This is a genomic window from Micromonospora inaquosa, assembly GCF_003857055.1.
Lineage (GTDB): Bacteria > Actinomycetota > Actinomycetes > Mycobacteriales > Micromonosporaceae > Micromonospora > Micromonospora inaquosa.
Genome location: NZ_QGSZ01000215.1, coordinates 1 through 11,778 on the forward strand (window position 1 = coordinate 1; position 11,778 = coordinate 11,778).

Annotated in this window: 13 protein-coding genes; 6 read left to right on the forward strand and 7 right to left on the reverse strand. The window is 70.9% G+C overall.

What is annotated here, in order from left to right:
* Positions 1 to 687, forward strand: a 687-nt coding sequence (locus DLJ59_RS16410; protein WP_148096952.1) for a PQQ-binding-like beta-propeller repeat protein, incomplete at its 5' end; no start/stop codon positions are given.
* A 224-nt stretch (positions 688 to 911) separates the two neighbouring features.
* On the forward strand, positions 912 to 1,964 hold the full coding sequence (locus DLJ59_RS16415) for an outer membrane protein assembly factor BamB family protein (protein ID WP_425271431.1): 1,053 nt from the start codon (positions 912 to 914) through the stop codon (positions 1,962 to 1,964).
* On the opposite strand, the gene DLJ59_RS16420 is transcribed toward DLJ59_RS16415, so the two are convergent.
* Complete coding sequence (locus DLJ59_RS16420; protein WP_244236067.1) at positions 1,965 to 3,116, reverse strand: peptidase C39 family protein; 1,152 nt, start codon at positions 3,114 to 3,116, stop codon at positions 1,965 to 1,967.
* 142 nt (positions 3,117 to 3,258) lie between these two features.
* On the opposite strand from DLJ59_RS16420, the gene DLJ59_RS16425 reads away from it, so the two are divergent.
* The 4 genes from DLJ59_RS16425 (at position 3,259) to DLJ59_RS16440 (ending at position 5,837) form a co-directional block, all read left to right on the forward strand.
* Positions 3,259 to 3,927 carry a response regulator transcription factor gene (locus DLJ59_RS16425; RefSeq protein WP_124773516.1) on the forward strand — a complete coding sequence of 223 codons (669 nt, stop codon included), beginning with the start codon at positions 3,259 to 3,261 and terminating at the stop codon, positions 3,925 to 3,927.
* Positions 3,924 to 5,099 (forward strand): sensor histidine kinase, encoded by a 1,176-nt coding sequence (locus DLJ59_RS16430; protein WP_124773517.1) that lies wholly within the window; start codon positions 3,924 to 3,926, stop codon positions 5,097 to 5,099. Before DLJ59_RS16425 ends, DLJ59_RS16430 begins: the two co-directional genes overlap by 4 nt.
* 148 nt (positions 5,100 to 5,247) lie before the next feature.
* Positions 5,248 to 5,418: a VOC family protein gene (locus DLJ59_RS16435; protein WP_208648722.1), complete on the forward strand. Its 171-nt coding sequence runs from the start codon at positions 5,248 to 5,250 to the stop codon at positions 5,416 to 5,418.
* Positions 5,415 to 5,837 carry a VOC family protein gene (locus DLJ59_RS16440; RefSeq protein ID WP_124773518.1) on the forward strand — a complete coding sequence of 141 codons (423 nt, stop codon included), beginning with the start codon at positions 5,415 to 5,417 and terminating at the stop codon, positions 5,835 to 5,837. The genes DLJ59_RS16435 and DLJ59_RS16440 overlap by 4 nt, the downstream gene beginning before the upstream one ends.
* Positions 5,838 to 5,960: 123 nt before the next feature.
* Here the strand turns inward: DLJ59_RS16440 and DLJ59_RS16445 are convergent, their stop codons facing one another.
* The 6 genes from DLJ59_RS16445 to DLJ59_RS16470 all read right to left on the reverse strand — a co-directional run bounded on the left by DLJ59_RS16445 (position 5,961) and on the right by DLJ59_RS16470 (position 11,648).
* Complete coding sequence (locus tag DLJ59_RS16445) at positions 5,961 to 6,440, reverse strand: dihydrofolate reductase family protein (RefSeq protein WP_208648723.1); 480 nt, start codon at positions 6,438 to 6,440, stop codon at positions 5,961 to 5,963.
* A complete protein-coding gene (locus DLJ59_RS16450) occupies positions 6,437 to 6,913 on the reverse strand; it encodes an SRPBCC domain-containing protein (protein WP_124773520.1) in 477 nt (158 codons plus the stop codon). Before DLJ59_RS16450 ends, DLJ59_RS16445 begins: the two co-directional genes overlap by 4 nt.
* Positions 6,910 to 7,248 (reverse strand): ArsR/SmtB family transcription factor, encoded by a 339-nt coding sequence (locus tag DLJ59_RS16455; RefSeq protein WP_124773521.1) that lies wholly within the window; start codon positions 7,246 to 7,248, stop codon positions 6,910 to 6,912. Before DLJ59_RS16455 ends, DLJ59_RS16450 begins: the two co-directional genes overlap by 4 nt.
* A gap of 157 nt (positions 7,249 to 7,405) precedes the next feature.
* Positions 7,406 to 8,224 (reverse strand): hypothetical protein, encoded by an 819-nt coding sequence (locus DLJ59_RS16460; protein ID WP_124773522.1) that lies wholly within the window; start codon positions 8,222 to 8,224, stop codon positions 7,406 to 7,408.
* A gap of 170 nt (positions 8,225 to 8,394) precedes the next feature.
* A complete protein-coding gene (locus DLJ59_RS16465) occupies positions 8,395 to 10,455 on the reverse strand; it encodes a 3-hydroxyacyl-CoA dehydrogenase NAD-binding domain-containing protein (protein ID WP_124773523.1) in 2,061 nt (686 codons plus the stop codon).
* Entirely contained in the window at positions 10,452 to 11,648 is a 1,197-nt protein-coding gene (locus DLJ59_RS16470) for a thiolase family protein (protein WP_124773524.1), read from the reverse strand. Before DLJ59_RS16470 ends, DLJ59_RS16465 begins: the two co-directional genes overlap by 4 nt.
* Between the last annotated feature and the right edge of the window lie 130 nt (positions 11,649 to 11,778).

Genomic DNA, 11,778 nt, shown 5'->3' on the forward strand with positions numbered 1-11,778 from the left:
TTCCACCGCAATTCCGAGGGCCGGGTCGACCGGTTCGTGCTCCTGCAACCGACCGGGGAGGTGCAGGTGCACGACGCCGACACCGGCCACCTGCTGCGCAGCGTCGATACGCTGCCCGGTGACCGGTCGGCGTACCAGCGGGTGCACGTCGTCGACGAACTGCTGCTGCTCGTCCCGCCCGGCAGCACCCGGCTGGTGAGCTTCGGGCTGGCCGAGCTGGAGCCACTGTGGACGGCGGAGGTGACGTTGGTGTCGCATGTGCTCGGCTGCGGTGGTCTGCTGTGTGCGGTCCCGCAGACCGGCGGCGTCCAGGTGCTCGACCCGGCCACCGGCGGGGTGCGCTGGTCGGAACTCGGACAGGACAATCTGGCCGACGTCCGGCAGGGCCGGTTGCTGATGGTCAGGCCCGGCTGGGGATACACGATGCGGGACGCGGCGACCGGACAGGTACGAATCGAGCTGGGTACGTGGAGCCTGCTGCCGGTAGGCCGGCCGGACGATCCGCTGGTCGGTGTGCGACGGACCGACGGCGGTCGGATGGTCGTCGCCGAACTCGATCTGGTGGCCGGTCGATCGCGGATCGTGGACGTGCTGCCGGGCATCGCCGGTAGCTGCCAGGCGTCCCTGCCGGTCCTGCTCTGCGAGCGTCTCGACGGCACGACGGCGCTATGGAGGTTGACGCGGTGAGCGACTCGGTGATCGACCTCGGTGAGCTGCGTGACGGTTCGGACCGAAACCCGCTGCCCCGCCCACCCCGTGCGCACGGTCGCCCGCTGCGCTGCGCGTTGGTCGTGTTGCTCGCGCTGGTCACGCTCGCCGCCGCCGCGGTGCCGCCGTCTCGGCCGGCGCCGGTGACGCTGGCGGCCAGGTCCGGGTCCGACGTCATGATCGATGGTGATCTCCTGCTGGTGATGGAGCCGTCAAACCCGACGCAGGAGGGGCGGCTGGCCGCGTATCGGCTGTCCGGCGGTGAGCCGATCTGGCAGGTGCCGCTGTCGTCGGAGGCCCGGTACTGGGGAATGACGTCGCTGTCCGGGATGCTGCTGGCTACCGGGTACGAGATCGGCCCGGAGGGTCGGGAAGCCCGCACCCTCGCACTGGACCGGGCGACCGGAGCGTACCGGTGGCAGCAGCCGGGCACCGTCATCGAGTTGACCGACGGCAACCTGCTGTTGCGCAGCGGCGGCGAGACCGAACGGTCCAGCCTGCGCGTTGTCGATCCGTGCTGCGGCACCGTGCGCTGGCAGTTGTCCGGCATCAGCGCCGACCTGAACGTGCGGGGCACCGAGAACGGGGTGGACCGGGTGGTGCTCAACCAGTTGGACGGGCCGGTCGAGGTACGCGACGCGATCACCGGCGCGGTGCTGGCCCGCGCCGACCTGCGTCCGCCCGACGGTGGTCCGATCGGATTGGACGTGATGAACGACCTGCTGTTGGCCATCGACAGAGGGTCGGGCACTGTCACCGCGTACGGACTGGACCGGCTCGACCGACGCTGGACCCGCACCAGGGTCAACGTTGACTTCGCGCTGGACTGTGGCCCCGTCCTGTGTATGCGCACCGGCAACGCCGAACTGCAGGCGCTCGACCGCGCGACCGGCGAGGTGCGCTGGCGCAGCGGCCAGTGGGGGTGGGCCTGGCCCACCGACGGCAGGTTGATGGCCAACGTCAGCGGCGCCGGTCCGTTGGGGCAGTACATCGTGCTCGACCCGCTGACCGGCCGGCAGTTGGCCGACCTGGGCCGGTGGGAGCTGTACCAGCTCGGTGTCGGCGGTCGGCTGGTCGGCCTACGTCGAATTCCCGACGGTGGGGTGCTCGTCGGCGAGTTGGACATCGGCGCCGGAGCGGTGCGCACTGTGGACGTGTTGCCCGATGCCACCGGGGACTGTCAGGCGATCACCGGTTACCTGGTGTGCAGTACCGCCGCACCCAGCTCCTACCAGCTCTGGAAACTGGTCGGTTGATCACCAGTTGGCCTGGGTGGGCGGCGGGGGCAGCGGCACCGACGCGGGTCGCAGCACGTACGCCACCCCGCCGCTGCCGCGTTGCCAGACCGCCTCGAAACCCTGCCGAGGCACGGTACGACGGACCGCGTCGTCGTCCGGGGCGTACGGGTCGTTGAGCACCGGGTCGCCGTCGGCGGTGAAGCCGGCCAGCACCATCAGGTGCCCTGCGGTGTCGTACCCGAGCCCCGGCACCTCGTCGGCCCGGAACGCGGCGGAGACGATCAGGGGAATGCCGGCGGCGATGAACGCCTCCGCCTCGACCAGCGACCGCAGTCGGGTGACGAACGCCTCCACCCCGTGCAGGCCGGCGTACGCGGTATTGAACGGCCAGTTGCCGGCGCCGGCGTACGCGTGGTCGTAGCAGTGTCGGGCGGCGTGCACCACCACCGGCCGCGGGTCGGGCGGCTCCACCCAGGCGTAGCGGTCCGGCGTCGGCTCGGCACCCCAGTAGGCGAGCACCATCGAGGTGCAGGTGGGGCTGCACCAGGAGTCGCCGCCACCACCCCACTGCGGGTACTGGCCGGCGTGCAGCCGCTGCGAGTAGCGGGGCACGTCCAGCACGATGCCACGGGCGGGGGTCGAGGCGGATGCCCGCTCGTACCCCTGCTCGGTCGGGTTCGGCCCGGTGGCGACCGCGCCGATGCTGCGCAGCACCGGGCCGGCCGGGTTGCCGGCGGGCCGACACAACGTCACCCGCGCCTGCCAACCGGTGACCGTCGCACCGGTGACGATCAGGGTGTCGGTGTCGACCCGGGCGGCACCGTCGCGCTGCCCGGGCAGTGAGGTGCGACGTACCACCCGGTCGTCGGCCGCCCAACGGGCCAGCCGGTACCAGTCGGTGCTGGGCGCGTCGTCGTGCCAGCCGCGCAGGTCGACCTCGATCCAGCAGCCGTCCGGGGTGTCCGCCGTCCAGGACGGCACCACCTCGGCGACGGCGAAGCCGACAGTTACCGGCGGCGACGTCCAGGTGCCCCGCTGGGCGACGCCGGTGAGGGTGAGCCCTCGACCGGTGGCGTGCAGGCCGTCGCCGCTGCCGCTGGCCGTGTCGGTCGACAGGTGGAAACCCCGGTAGGCGATGTTCCGCCGGGTGATTGGTGCCGCAGTGGTCATGCCAGGTCCGTCCGTCGCTCGGTGCCGCCGGCCAGCATCGCGTACGCGGCGGTGGCCCGCAACGCCGGCCGGCGCGGGCGGCGAGGGACGATGGTTGCCGGCCGGCACTAGGTTGTCGGTGGTCAGCAGCGAGGAGGCCGGGATGCGGGTACTGGTGGTCGAGGACGAGCGCAACCTCGCCGACGCGATCGCACGCGGGTTGCGCAAGCGTGGGATGGCGGTCGACGTGGCGTACGACGGCGACGCCGGCCACGAGGCGGCGTTCATCACCAGGTACGACGTGGTGGTGCTCGACCGTGACCTGCCCGGCGTGCACGGCGATCAGATCTGCGCCGACCTGGCCGCCTCGGGCGCGTTGACCCGGGTGCTGATGCTCACCGCCAGCGGCACGGTGGCCGACCGGGTGGAGGGGTTGCAGCTCGGCGCGGACGACTACCTGCCCAAGCCCTTCGCCTTCGACGAGTTGGTCGCCCGGGTGCAGGCGCTGGGCCGGCGGGCCACCCCGGCCGCCCCGCCGGTGCTCGAACTGGCCGACCTGGTGCTCGACCCGGCCCGCCGGGTGGCCACCCGCGCCGGGGTGCCGGTGGACCTCACCAACAAGGAGTTCGGGGTGCTCTGCGAGCTGCTGAAGGCGCGCGGCGCGGTGGTCTCCAGTGAGGAGCTGCTGGAGCGGGTCTGGGACGCGAACACCGACCCGTTCACCACAATCGTCCGGGTCACCGTGATGACGCTACGCAAGAAGCTCGGCGACCCGCCGCTGATCGAGACGGTGGTCGGCGCGGGCTACCGCACCGCCGAGGTTCAGCCGTGAGCCGGCGGTTGCGGCCCACCCTGCGGTTGCGGCTGACAGTGCTCAACGGGGTGCTGCTGATCGGCGCCGGGGCGATCTTGGTGCTGTTGGCCTGGCTGCTGGTCCGCGACGCGTTGCGACCCACCGACGAGTTGGTGCCCGGCACGACAGTGCTGCTCTCCGACGGCCGGCAGATGGACGCCGCCCAGTGGCAGCGGCAACTGGTCGACGCCGCCTCCGGGGAACTGCTGGCCAAGGGCCTGGTCGCGCTGTTGGCGATCAGCGTGGTCGGGGTGGCCGGGGCGTACGCGGTGGCCGGCCGGGCGTTGCGCCCACTGCACCAGGTCACCGCGACCGCGCAGCGCCTCGGTGAGGCGACCCTGGACCAGCGGATCGGTTACTCGGGCGCCGACGACGAGGTGGCGGAGCTGGCCAAAACGTTCGACGCCATGCTGGACCGGATCGCGTCCGCCTTCGAGGCGCAGAAGCGTTTCGTGGCGAACGCCTCGCACGAGCTGCGTACCCCGCTCGCCGTGATGCGCACCGAGATCGACGTGACGCTCAGCGACGATGAGGCGGACGCCGCCGAGTACCGACGGATGGCGACGGTGGTCCGCGACGCCTCCGAGCGGGCCAACGGCCTGGTGGACGCGCTGCTGGTGCTGGCCCGCAGCGAGGCGCAGGCCGGGCGGCAGTTGGGCCGGCGGACCGAGTGTGACCTCGCCGCGGGCACCGCCAACGCGCTGTCGGCGATGCGCCGTGAGGTGGAACGGATCGGCCTGCGGGTGCAGACGTCGCTGGAGTCCGCCCCGGTCGTCGGCGACCCGGGGCTGCTCGACCGGTTGGCCGGCAACCTGATCGAGAACGCGGTCCGCTACAACCACCTGCACGGCCGGCTGTGGGTGCGTACCGGCACCGACGGCGACCGGTCCTGGCTGGTGGTGGGCAACACCGGCTTCGAGGTGGACCAGGCCGACGTGCCGGGGTTGTTCGAGCCGTTCCGGCGTGGTGGCCGGGAACGCACCGGTGCCCGTGGATCCGGCCTGGGGCTGTCCATCGTCCGGGCGGTCTGCACGGCGCACGGCGGCACCGTACGGGTGGTCGCGCAGTCGGGTGGCGGCCTGGAGGTGACTGTCACCCTGCCGTCGTCGGACGCCCCGGCGGTGCCCGCAACGGTGTCCGCCGCCGGCTGAACGGGGTTGCGCGCGACGCTCACCCGCTGGCAAGATCACCGGGTCAGCTCAGAGAGTGAAGGGGGGTGCGTTGATGTCCACCAGTCAAGGCTCCGCACCCCTGGTCTTCGCAGGCTGACCCCGGGCGGCGGAGCGTCCCCATCCGAAGATGGAGGGACCACCCGTGTATCCACGGATCCGCAACATCAGTTTCGACTGTCACGACACGTACGCCCTAACCGGCTTCTGGTCGGCGGTGCTCGGCTACGCCCGGCTCCCGGAGGACGTTCCGGGTGACCCGGAAGCTGTCCTGCTGACCACTGTGGAGGACCAAGCATGAGTTCGACGATCCACAACATCAGTTTCGACTGTCACGACACGTACGCCCTGGCCGGCTTCTGGGCGCAGGTCTTCGACTGCCCCCGGCAGCCCGACGACTTCCCCGGCGACCCGGAGGCGATGCTCCTGCCGCCGGGCGGTCCGGAGGTGCTGTTCATCGCCGTGCCCGAGGGTAAGACGGTGAAGAACCGGCTGCACCTGGACCTGCAACCCGCCGATCGGACCCGCGCCGAGGAGGTCGAGCGACTGCTCGGTATCGGCGCGACGCTCGTCCCCGACCGGGTCAGCCCGACCGGCGGTGGTTGGGTGGTGCTCGCCGACCCGGAGGGCAACGAGTTCTGTGTGCTCGGCAACGCGGCCGAGCGGGCGGCGGCGGCAGCGGCGCGGGCCGCGGCGGCGGAGGTTGCCGAACCGGCCTGACCGTCGACGTACGGCACCGGGCACCGGCCACCTTCGCGTGGCCGGTGCCCGGTGCCACGCTGCCGGGGCGGAACCTGGCCGCGAGATTCAGGCCGTGGCCGCGCCGTGCCGTGGCGCGGGTGACTAGACGAAGGCCGTCGCGCCCTCGTATTCCGCCACCGGGGCGGCGCCGACATGGTCGTACTCGAGCAGGAGCAGACCGTTCGCCGTCGCTTCGTGGTGAACCAGCCGGAGGCCGACGGATGCGCACGGCTGGTCGAGCAGCCGACGCCCGGCACCGGCCACGGTGGGGGCGACGACGAGTCGGAGTGTGTCGACGAGGCCGGCCGACAACAGCGCCTTGCCAAGCCGTGCGCTCCCGTGGATCTGGAGCTCCCGTCCTGGCTGCGCCTTGAGCTCCCCGACGATGTGGATCGGGTCACCGCGGAGCACCGTCGTCGGGTGCCAACAACCCTCCGCCAGGGTGTTGGTCACGACGTACTTCGGTAGTGAGTTCATCCGTTCAGTGAACGGATCGTTCGGGTCGGTGATCTGCGGCCAGTCGCGAGCGAACGCCTCGTAGGTCCGCCGTCCCAGCAGCAGACCGGTAAGGACGAGCTTCACGCCGCACCTCGGCTTTCGGCAACCCCGGCGAGTTGTTCGGTGACCGAGCCCCAGCCGTCCGCGAAGCCGATTTTCTCGTGCAGGTCACGAGCGGCAGGATCACCGTGGCGGACGATGATCCGGTAGTCCGTGCCGTCCGGATGATCTCTCATGGTGATCTCCGCGGTCATCGGTACCGGGGTAGGGTTCGCGGGCCGCCAGGCGCTGTCGATCACGTTGGTGAACACGATCCGTTCGAGATCGTCGACGACGAGGAAACACGCGTCGAGATGCGGGACGAACTCCACCCCGTCCTCGCTCAGTCGGGTTACCAATGCGCCACCGGGCCGGGCGTCCAAGCGATCGACGCGGCACAGGGCCGGCGTCGGCACCCACCACTTCTCGAAGCGGGACGGGTCGGTCCAGGCGCTCCACACGGCGGCGCGAGGGGCACGGATGACCCGCGCCATGGTCAGGTCCAGGTCGGGATTCATTGCTGGTTCTCCTGCTGATCGGTGACGAGGCGTTCCAGGCGATCCGTGCGCTCTTCCCAGATTCGGCGCTGCTCCGCGAGCCAGTCGTCGACGACGGCGAGGCGCTCGCGGTTGAGCACGCAGGTGCGCACCCGGCCGGTCTTGGTCGTGTGGATCAGTCCGTTCGACTCGAGCGTCTGCACGTGCTTCATGAACGAGGGAAGGGTCATCGGAAACTCGCGGGCGAGATCACCGACGCTCGTCGGGCCGTGGCCGAGGCGTCGGATGACCCAGCGCCGGGTCGGGTCAGCGAGGGCAACGAACACGCCGTCGAGCTGCGCCGAATACTGTGCCATGCGACTAAGTGTTGCCGGGGACGACAGTTAGCGCAAGGGCAAAGTTTTGGCGGCCCCATCGGGTGACTGCCGTGACGACGGCGGACGGTCGGCGCGCTTCAGGAGCAGCAGGGGCCCCGGCCACCCGAGGGTGGCCGGGGCCCCGGTCTGGTACGGCTCAGGACTGCTGCTCGACCTGACCCCGGATCGCGGTGAACTCGGCCTTCGCCTGGTTGGCGGACTTGAAGTACATCACCACCATGCCCAGGCTGCCCCGGTCGGCCCAGACGCAGATGCCCAGCGGCACGGTCTCGGCCTTTCCGTCGCCGCAGCGGGCCTCACCGCCGAGCGGGCCGGCGTCGACGGCCGTCATCTCGCCCACCGTCAGCTGCTTGGCCAGCCCGGTCACATAGGCGTCGAGCTCCTTCTTCGGGTCTGCCAGCAGCGCGGACATCCCCGCGATCATGACGAGGTCCTGCTTGGTCGGGTCGCCGTAGAAGGCGGCGACCGCGCTCGTCTCGGTCGTCGACCCCGACTTCATCTCATTGGCCGCCTGGTCGGCGGCCGTTTGCAGCTCCGGGTCGGTGAGCTTCGGCCGGCCGGCGAGGGTGGCCGGCGCGACCACCCGGGTCTTGCTGGCATCGAGTGCTTCGTTCACCGGCCCCTTGAGGGCGAACCAGGTGATCGCCACGCCGCCGAGGCAGAGCACCAGCACCACTGCCAACACGATCAGCACGATCTTGCCGACGTTCGACTTCTTCGCCGGCGGCGGGCCACCAGCCAGGTTGGGGTCACCGTACGGCTGACCCGGCTGCGGGTACGGGAAACCAGGCTGCGCGGACGGGTAGCCCGGCTGCGCGGGCGGGAAACCACCGGGCTGCTGCGGTTGTCCCTGCTGCTGCTGCGGCGGCCACCCGCCAGGCTGCTGGCCCGGCTGCTGCGACGGGTCGGGGGAATCGTGCGGCGGGCCGTAGGGATTGGCCGGCGGCTGGGACATCAGTCAGCTCCAAGATGGGTGTGCAAAACGCGTGATCCTAACCCGGTGCGGAGTCCGCCGATGTCCCTGCGGAAACCCGCAACCGGCGATCGACTGATCACAAACGGTCGCGGTGGCCGGTCCGTCCGACAGGGACGGTCCGACCACCGCGACTGTGGTACCGCGATAGATCAGGCCGGCAGGCTCGCCGCACCGGGCGGCAGGAACCGCTGGCCGGTGACCCGCTCAGAGGTGCCGGTCCGGTCCAGGTACGGCGTGACGCCGCCCAGGTGGAACGGCCAGCCGGCGCCCAGGATCATGCACAGGTCGATGTCCTGCGCCTCGGCGACCACACCCTCGTCCAGCATCAGCCGGATCTCCTGCGCGAGCGCGTCGAGGGCGTTCTGGCGTACCTGCTCGGCGGTCAACGGCTGGTCGCCCACCACGAGCAGCGCGGCGACCTCCTCGTTGACCTGGTCGTCGACCACGAGCGGCCGGCCGGAGTCGGCGATCCGCTTAAGGTTCTCGCTGACGGAGAACCGGTCCGGGTACGCGGCGTGCAGGGTGCCGCCGACGTGGTACGCGACGGCCGGCCCGACCAACTGGAGTAGGGCGAGCGGACGCATCGGCAGGCCCAGCGGGTCCAGTGCGCTGTTCGCCACGTCCAGCGGGGTGCCCGCGTCGACGGCGGCGAAGACGGTGCCCAGGAAGCGGGTGAGCAGCCGGTTCACCACGAATGCCGGAGCGTCCTTGACCAGCACGCTCGACTTCTTGAGCTGCTTGCCGACGGCGAACGCGGTGGCCAGCGTGACGTCGTCGGTGCGCTCGCCCCGGACGATCTCCAGCAACGGCAGCACCGCCACCGGGTTGAAGAAGTGGAAGCCGACCACCCGCTCCGGGTGCTCCAACTCGGCGGCCATCTCGGTGATCGACAGCGAGCTGGTGTTGGTGGCGAGCACCGCCTCGGGAGAGACGATCTTCTCCAGCTCGGCCCAGACCTGCTTCTTGACGCCCAGGTCCTCGAAGACCGCCTCGATGACGAAGTCCGCGTCGGCGAAGGCGCTCTTGTCGACAGTGCCACTGACCAGGCCGTACAGCTTGGCGGCGGTGTTCTTGTCCATCCGGCCCTTGGTGACGGCCTTCTCGATCTGGGTGTGCACGTAGCCGACGCCCTTGTCCACCCGGGACTGGTCGAGGTCGGTCATCACCACCGGCACCTGGAGGCGGCGGGCGAACAGCAGCGCCAACTGGCTGGCCATCAGGCCGGCGCCGACGATACCGACCTTGGTGATCGTGCGGGCCAGGCCCTTGTCCGGCGCGCCGGCCGGGCGCTTGGCCCGCCGCTGCACCAGGTCGAACGCGTACAGGCCGCTGCGCAGCTCCTCGGAGAAGACCAGGTCCGCGAGGGCCTCGTCCTCGGCGGCGGTGCCGGCGGCGAAGTCGCCGTCCTTCGCCGTCTCCAGCAGGTCGAGGGCCTTGTACGCGGCCGGAACCGCGCCGTGCAGCCGCTGGTTGAGCGTCTCCCGGGCGAAGTAGAGCACCCCCGCCCACATGTCCTTGTCGACAGCGGGCCGGGTTACGGTGACCTGACCCCGGACGACCCCGGCCGCCCATTCCAGGGACCGCTCCAGGAAGTCCGCCGGCTCCAGCAGGATGTCCGCGATGCCCAGCTCGGCGGCCTGCTTCGGCTTGAGCATCTTGTTCTGCATCAGCGGGTTCTGGATGATCACCTGGGTCGCGGCGGGGATGCCGATCAGGTTCGGCAGCAGCTGGGTGCCACCCCAGCCCGGCACCAGACCGAGGGAGACCTCGGGCAGCGCGAGGGCCGCCGCGCCACCGGAGAGCGTCCGGTAGTGGCAGTGCAGCGCCAACTCCAGGCCGCCGCCCATCGCCGCGCCGTTGACGAACGCGAAGGTGGGGACGGTGCTGTCCTTCAGCCGGGCGAAGACCCGGTGGCCGAGCCGGCCGATCTCCAGCGCCTGCGCGCGGTCGGCGAGCTGCGGCAGGCCGACGATGTCCGCGCCCACGCAGAAGATGTACGGCTTGCCGGTGACCGCGATGAACGCCGGGTCGGCGGCGAGCGCGGCGGTGATCGCCTCGTCCAGGCTGGCCAGCCCACCCGGGCCGAAGGTGTTCGGCTTGGTGTGGTCGAGGCCGTTGTCCAGCGTGATCAGGGCCGCGGGCCGGTCCAGCCCCGGCACGTTCACCTGGCGCAGCAGCGCCCGGGTGACAACCTCGTTCGGTGCCTTCACTTGTTGCCACCCTCCCAGTGCGGGTTCTCCCAGATGACCGTGCCGCCCATGCCGATGCCGATGCACATCGCGGTGAGGCCGTAGCGGACCTCGGGGTGCTCGGCGAACTGGCGGGCCAACTGGGTCATCAGCCGCACGCCGGATGAGGCCAGCGGGTGCCCGATGGCGATCGCGCCACCCCACGGGTTGACCCGCGCGTCGTCGTCGGCGATGCCGAAGTGGTCCAGGAAGGCGAGCACCTGCACGGCGAACGCCTCATTCAGCTCGAACAGGCCGATGTCGTCGATGCTGAGCCCGGCGAGGCGCAGCGCCTTCTCCGTGGACGGGATCGGGCCGACACCCATCACCTCCGGCTCGACGCCGACGAACCCGAACGACACCAGCCGCATGGCGATCGGGAGGCCCAGCTCGCGGGCGGTGGCCTCGTCGGCCAGCAGGCTCGCGGTGGCGCCGTCGTTCAGGCCGGCCGCGTTGCCCGCGGTGACCTTGCCGTGCGGGCGGAACGGGGTCTTCAGGGTGGCCAGCTTCTCCAACGAGGTGTCCCGCGGGGCCTCGTCCACAGTGGCCAGACCCCAGCCGCCCTCCGCGTCCCGGATCGACATCGACACCAGGTCGTCCTGGAGCTTGCCGTTGGCGTACGCCTTGGCGGTCTTCTGCTGCGAGGCGAGCGCGAACGCGTCGGTGCGTGCCTTGGTGATGTGCGGGACCAGGTCGTGCAGGTTCTCCGCGGTGGCACCCATCACCAGGGCGGACGGGTCGACCAGCTTCTCCGCGATGATCCGCGGGTTGGGGTCGACGCCCTCACCCATCGGGTGACGGCCCATGTGCTCGACGCCACCGGCGATGGCGATGTCGTACGCGCCCATGGCGATGCCGCTGGCCACGGTGGTGACCGCGGTCATCGCCCCCGCGCACATCCGGTCGATCGCGAAGCCGGGGACGGTCTTGGGCAGCCCGGCCAGCAGGGCGGCGGTGCGGCCGATGGTGAGGCCCTGGTCGCCGATCTGGGTGGTGGCCGCGATGGCGACCTCCTCGACCCGCTCCGGGGGCAGCTGCGGGTTGCGACGCAGCAGCTCCCGGATGCAGCGGATCACCAGGTCGTCGGCGCGGGTGTTGGCGTACATGCCACCCGCCTTGCCGAACGGGGTACGGACGCCGTCGACGAAGACGACGTCGCGAACTTCACGGGGCACTTGAGCCTCCTATTCGACCGTGATTCGGTCTTCGCGCCGGGGTGGCACGCCGGACCGAACAAGGGTCGCCGACACGGGCACGTTTCCCTCGAATGCTACTCGTCAGTAACCCTGTCTCTTATACACCTCT

What these genes read in the sequence shown, in the direction of transcription:
- DLJ59_RS16435 (WP_208648722.1), top strand. Translation starts at nt 5,248, where the DNA reads ATGGAGGGACCACCCGTGTATCCACGGATCCGCAACATCAGTTTCGAC.
- DLJ59_RS16460 (WP_124773522.1), bottom strand. Translation starts at nt 8,224, where the DNA reads ATGTCCCAGCCGCCGGCCAATCCCTACGGCCCGCCGCACGATTCCCCC.
- DLJ59_RS16425 (WP_124773516.1), top strand. Translation starts at nt 3,259, where the DNA reads ATGCGGGTACTGGTGGTCGAGGACGAGCGCAACCTCGCCGACGCGATC.
- DLJ59_RS16450 (WP_124773520.1), bottom strand. Translation starts at nt 6,913, where the DNA reads ATGAATCCCGACCTGGACCTGACCATGGCGCGGGTCATCCGTGCCCCT.
- DLJ59_RS16415 (WP_425271431.1), top strand. Translation starts at nt 912, where the DNA reads ATGGAGCCGTCAAACCCGACGCAGGAGGGGCGGCTGGCCGCGTATCGG.
- DLJ59_RS16455 (WP_124773521.1), bottom strand. Translation starts at nt 7,248, where the DNA reads ATGGCACAGTATTCGGCGCAGCTCGACGGCGTGTTCGTTGCCCTCGCT.
- DLJ59_RS16420 (WP_244236067.1), bottom strand. Translation starts at nt 3,116, where the DNA reads ATGACCACTGCGGCACCAATCACCCGGCGGAACATCGCCTACCGGGGT.
- DLJ59_RS16440 (WP_124773518.1), top strand. Translation starts at nt 5,415, where the DNA reads ATGAGTTCGACGATCCACAACATCAGTTTCGACTGTCACGACACGTAC.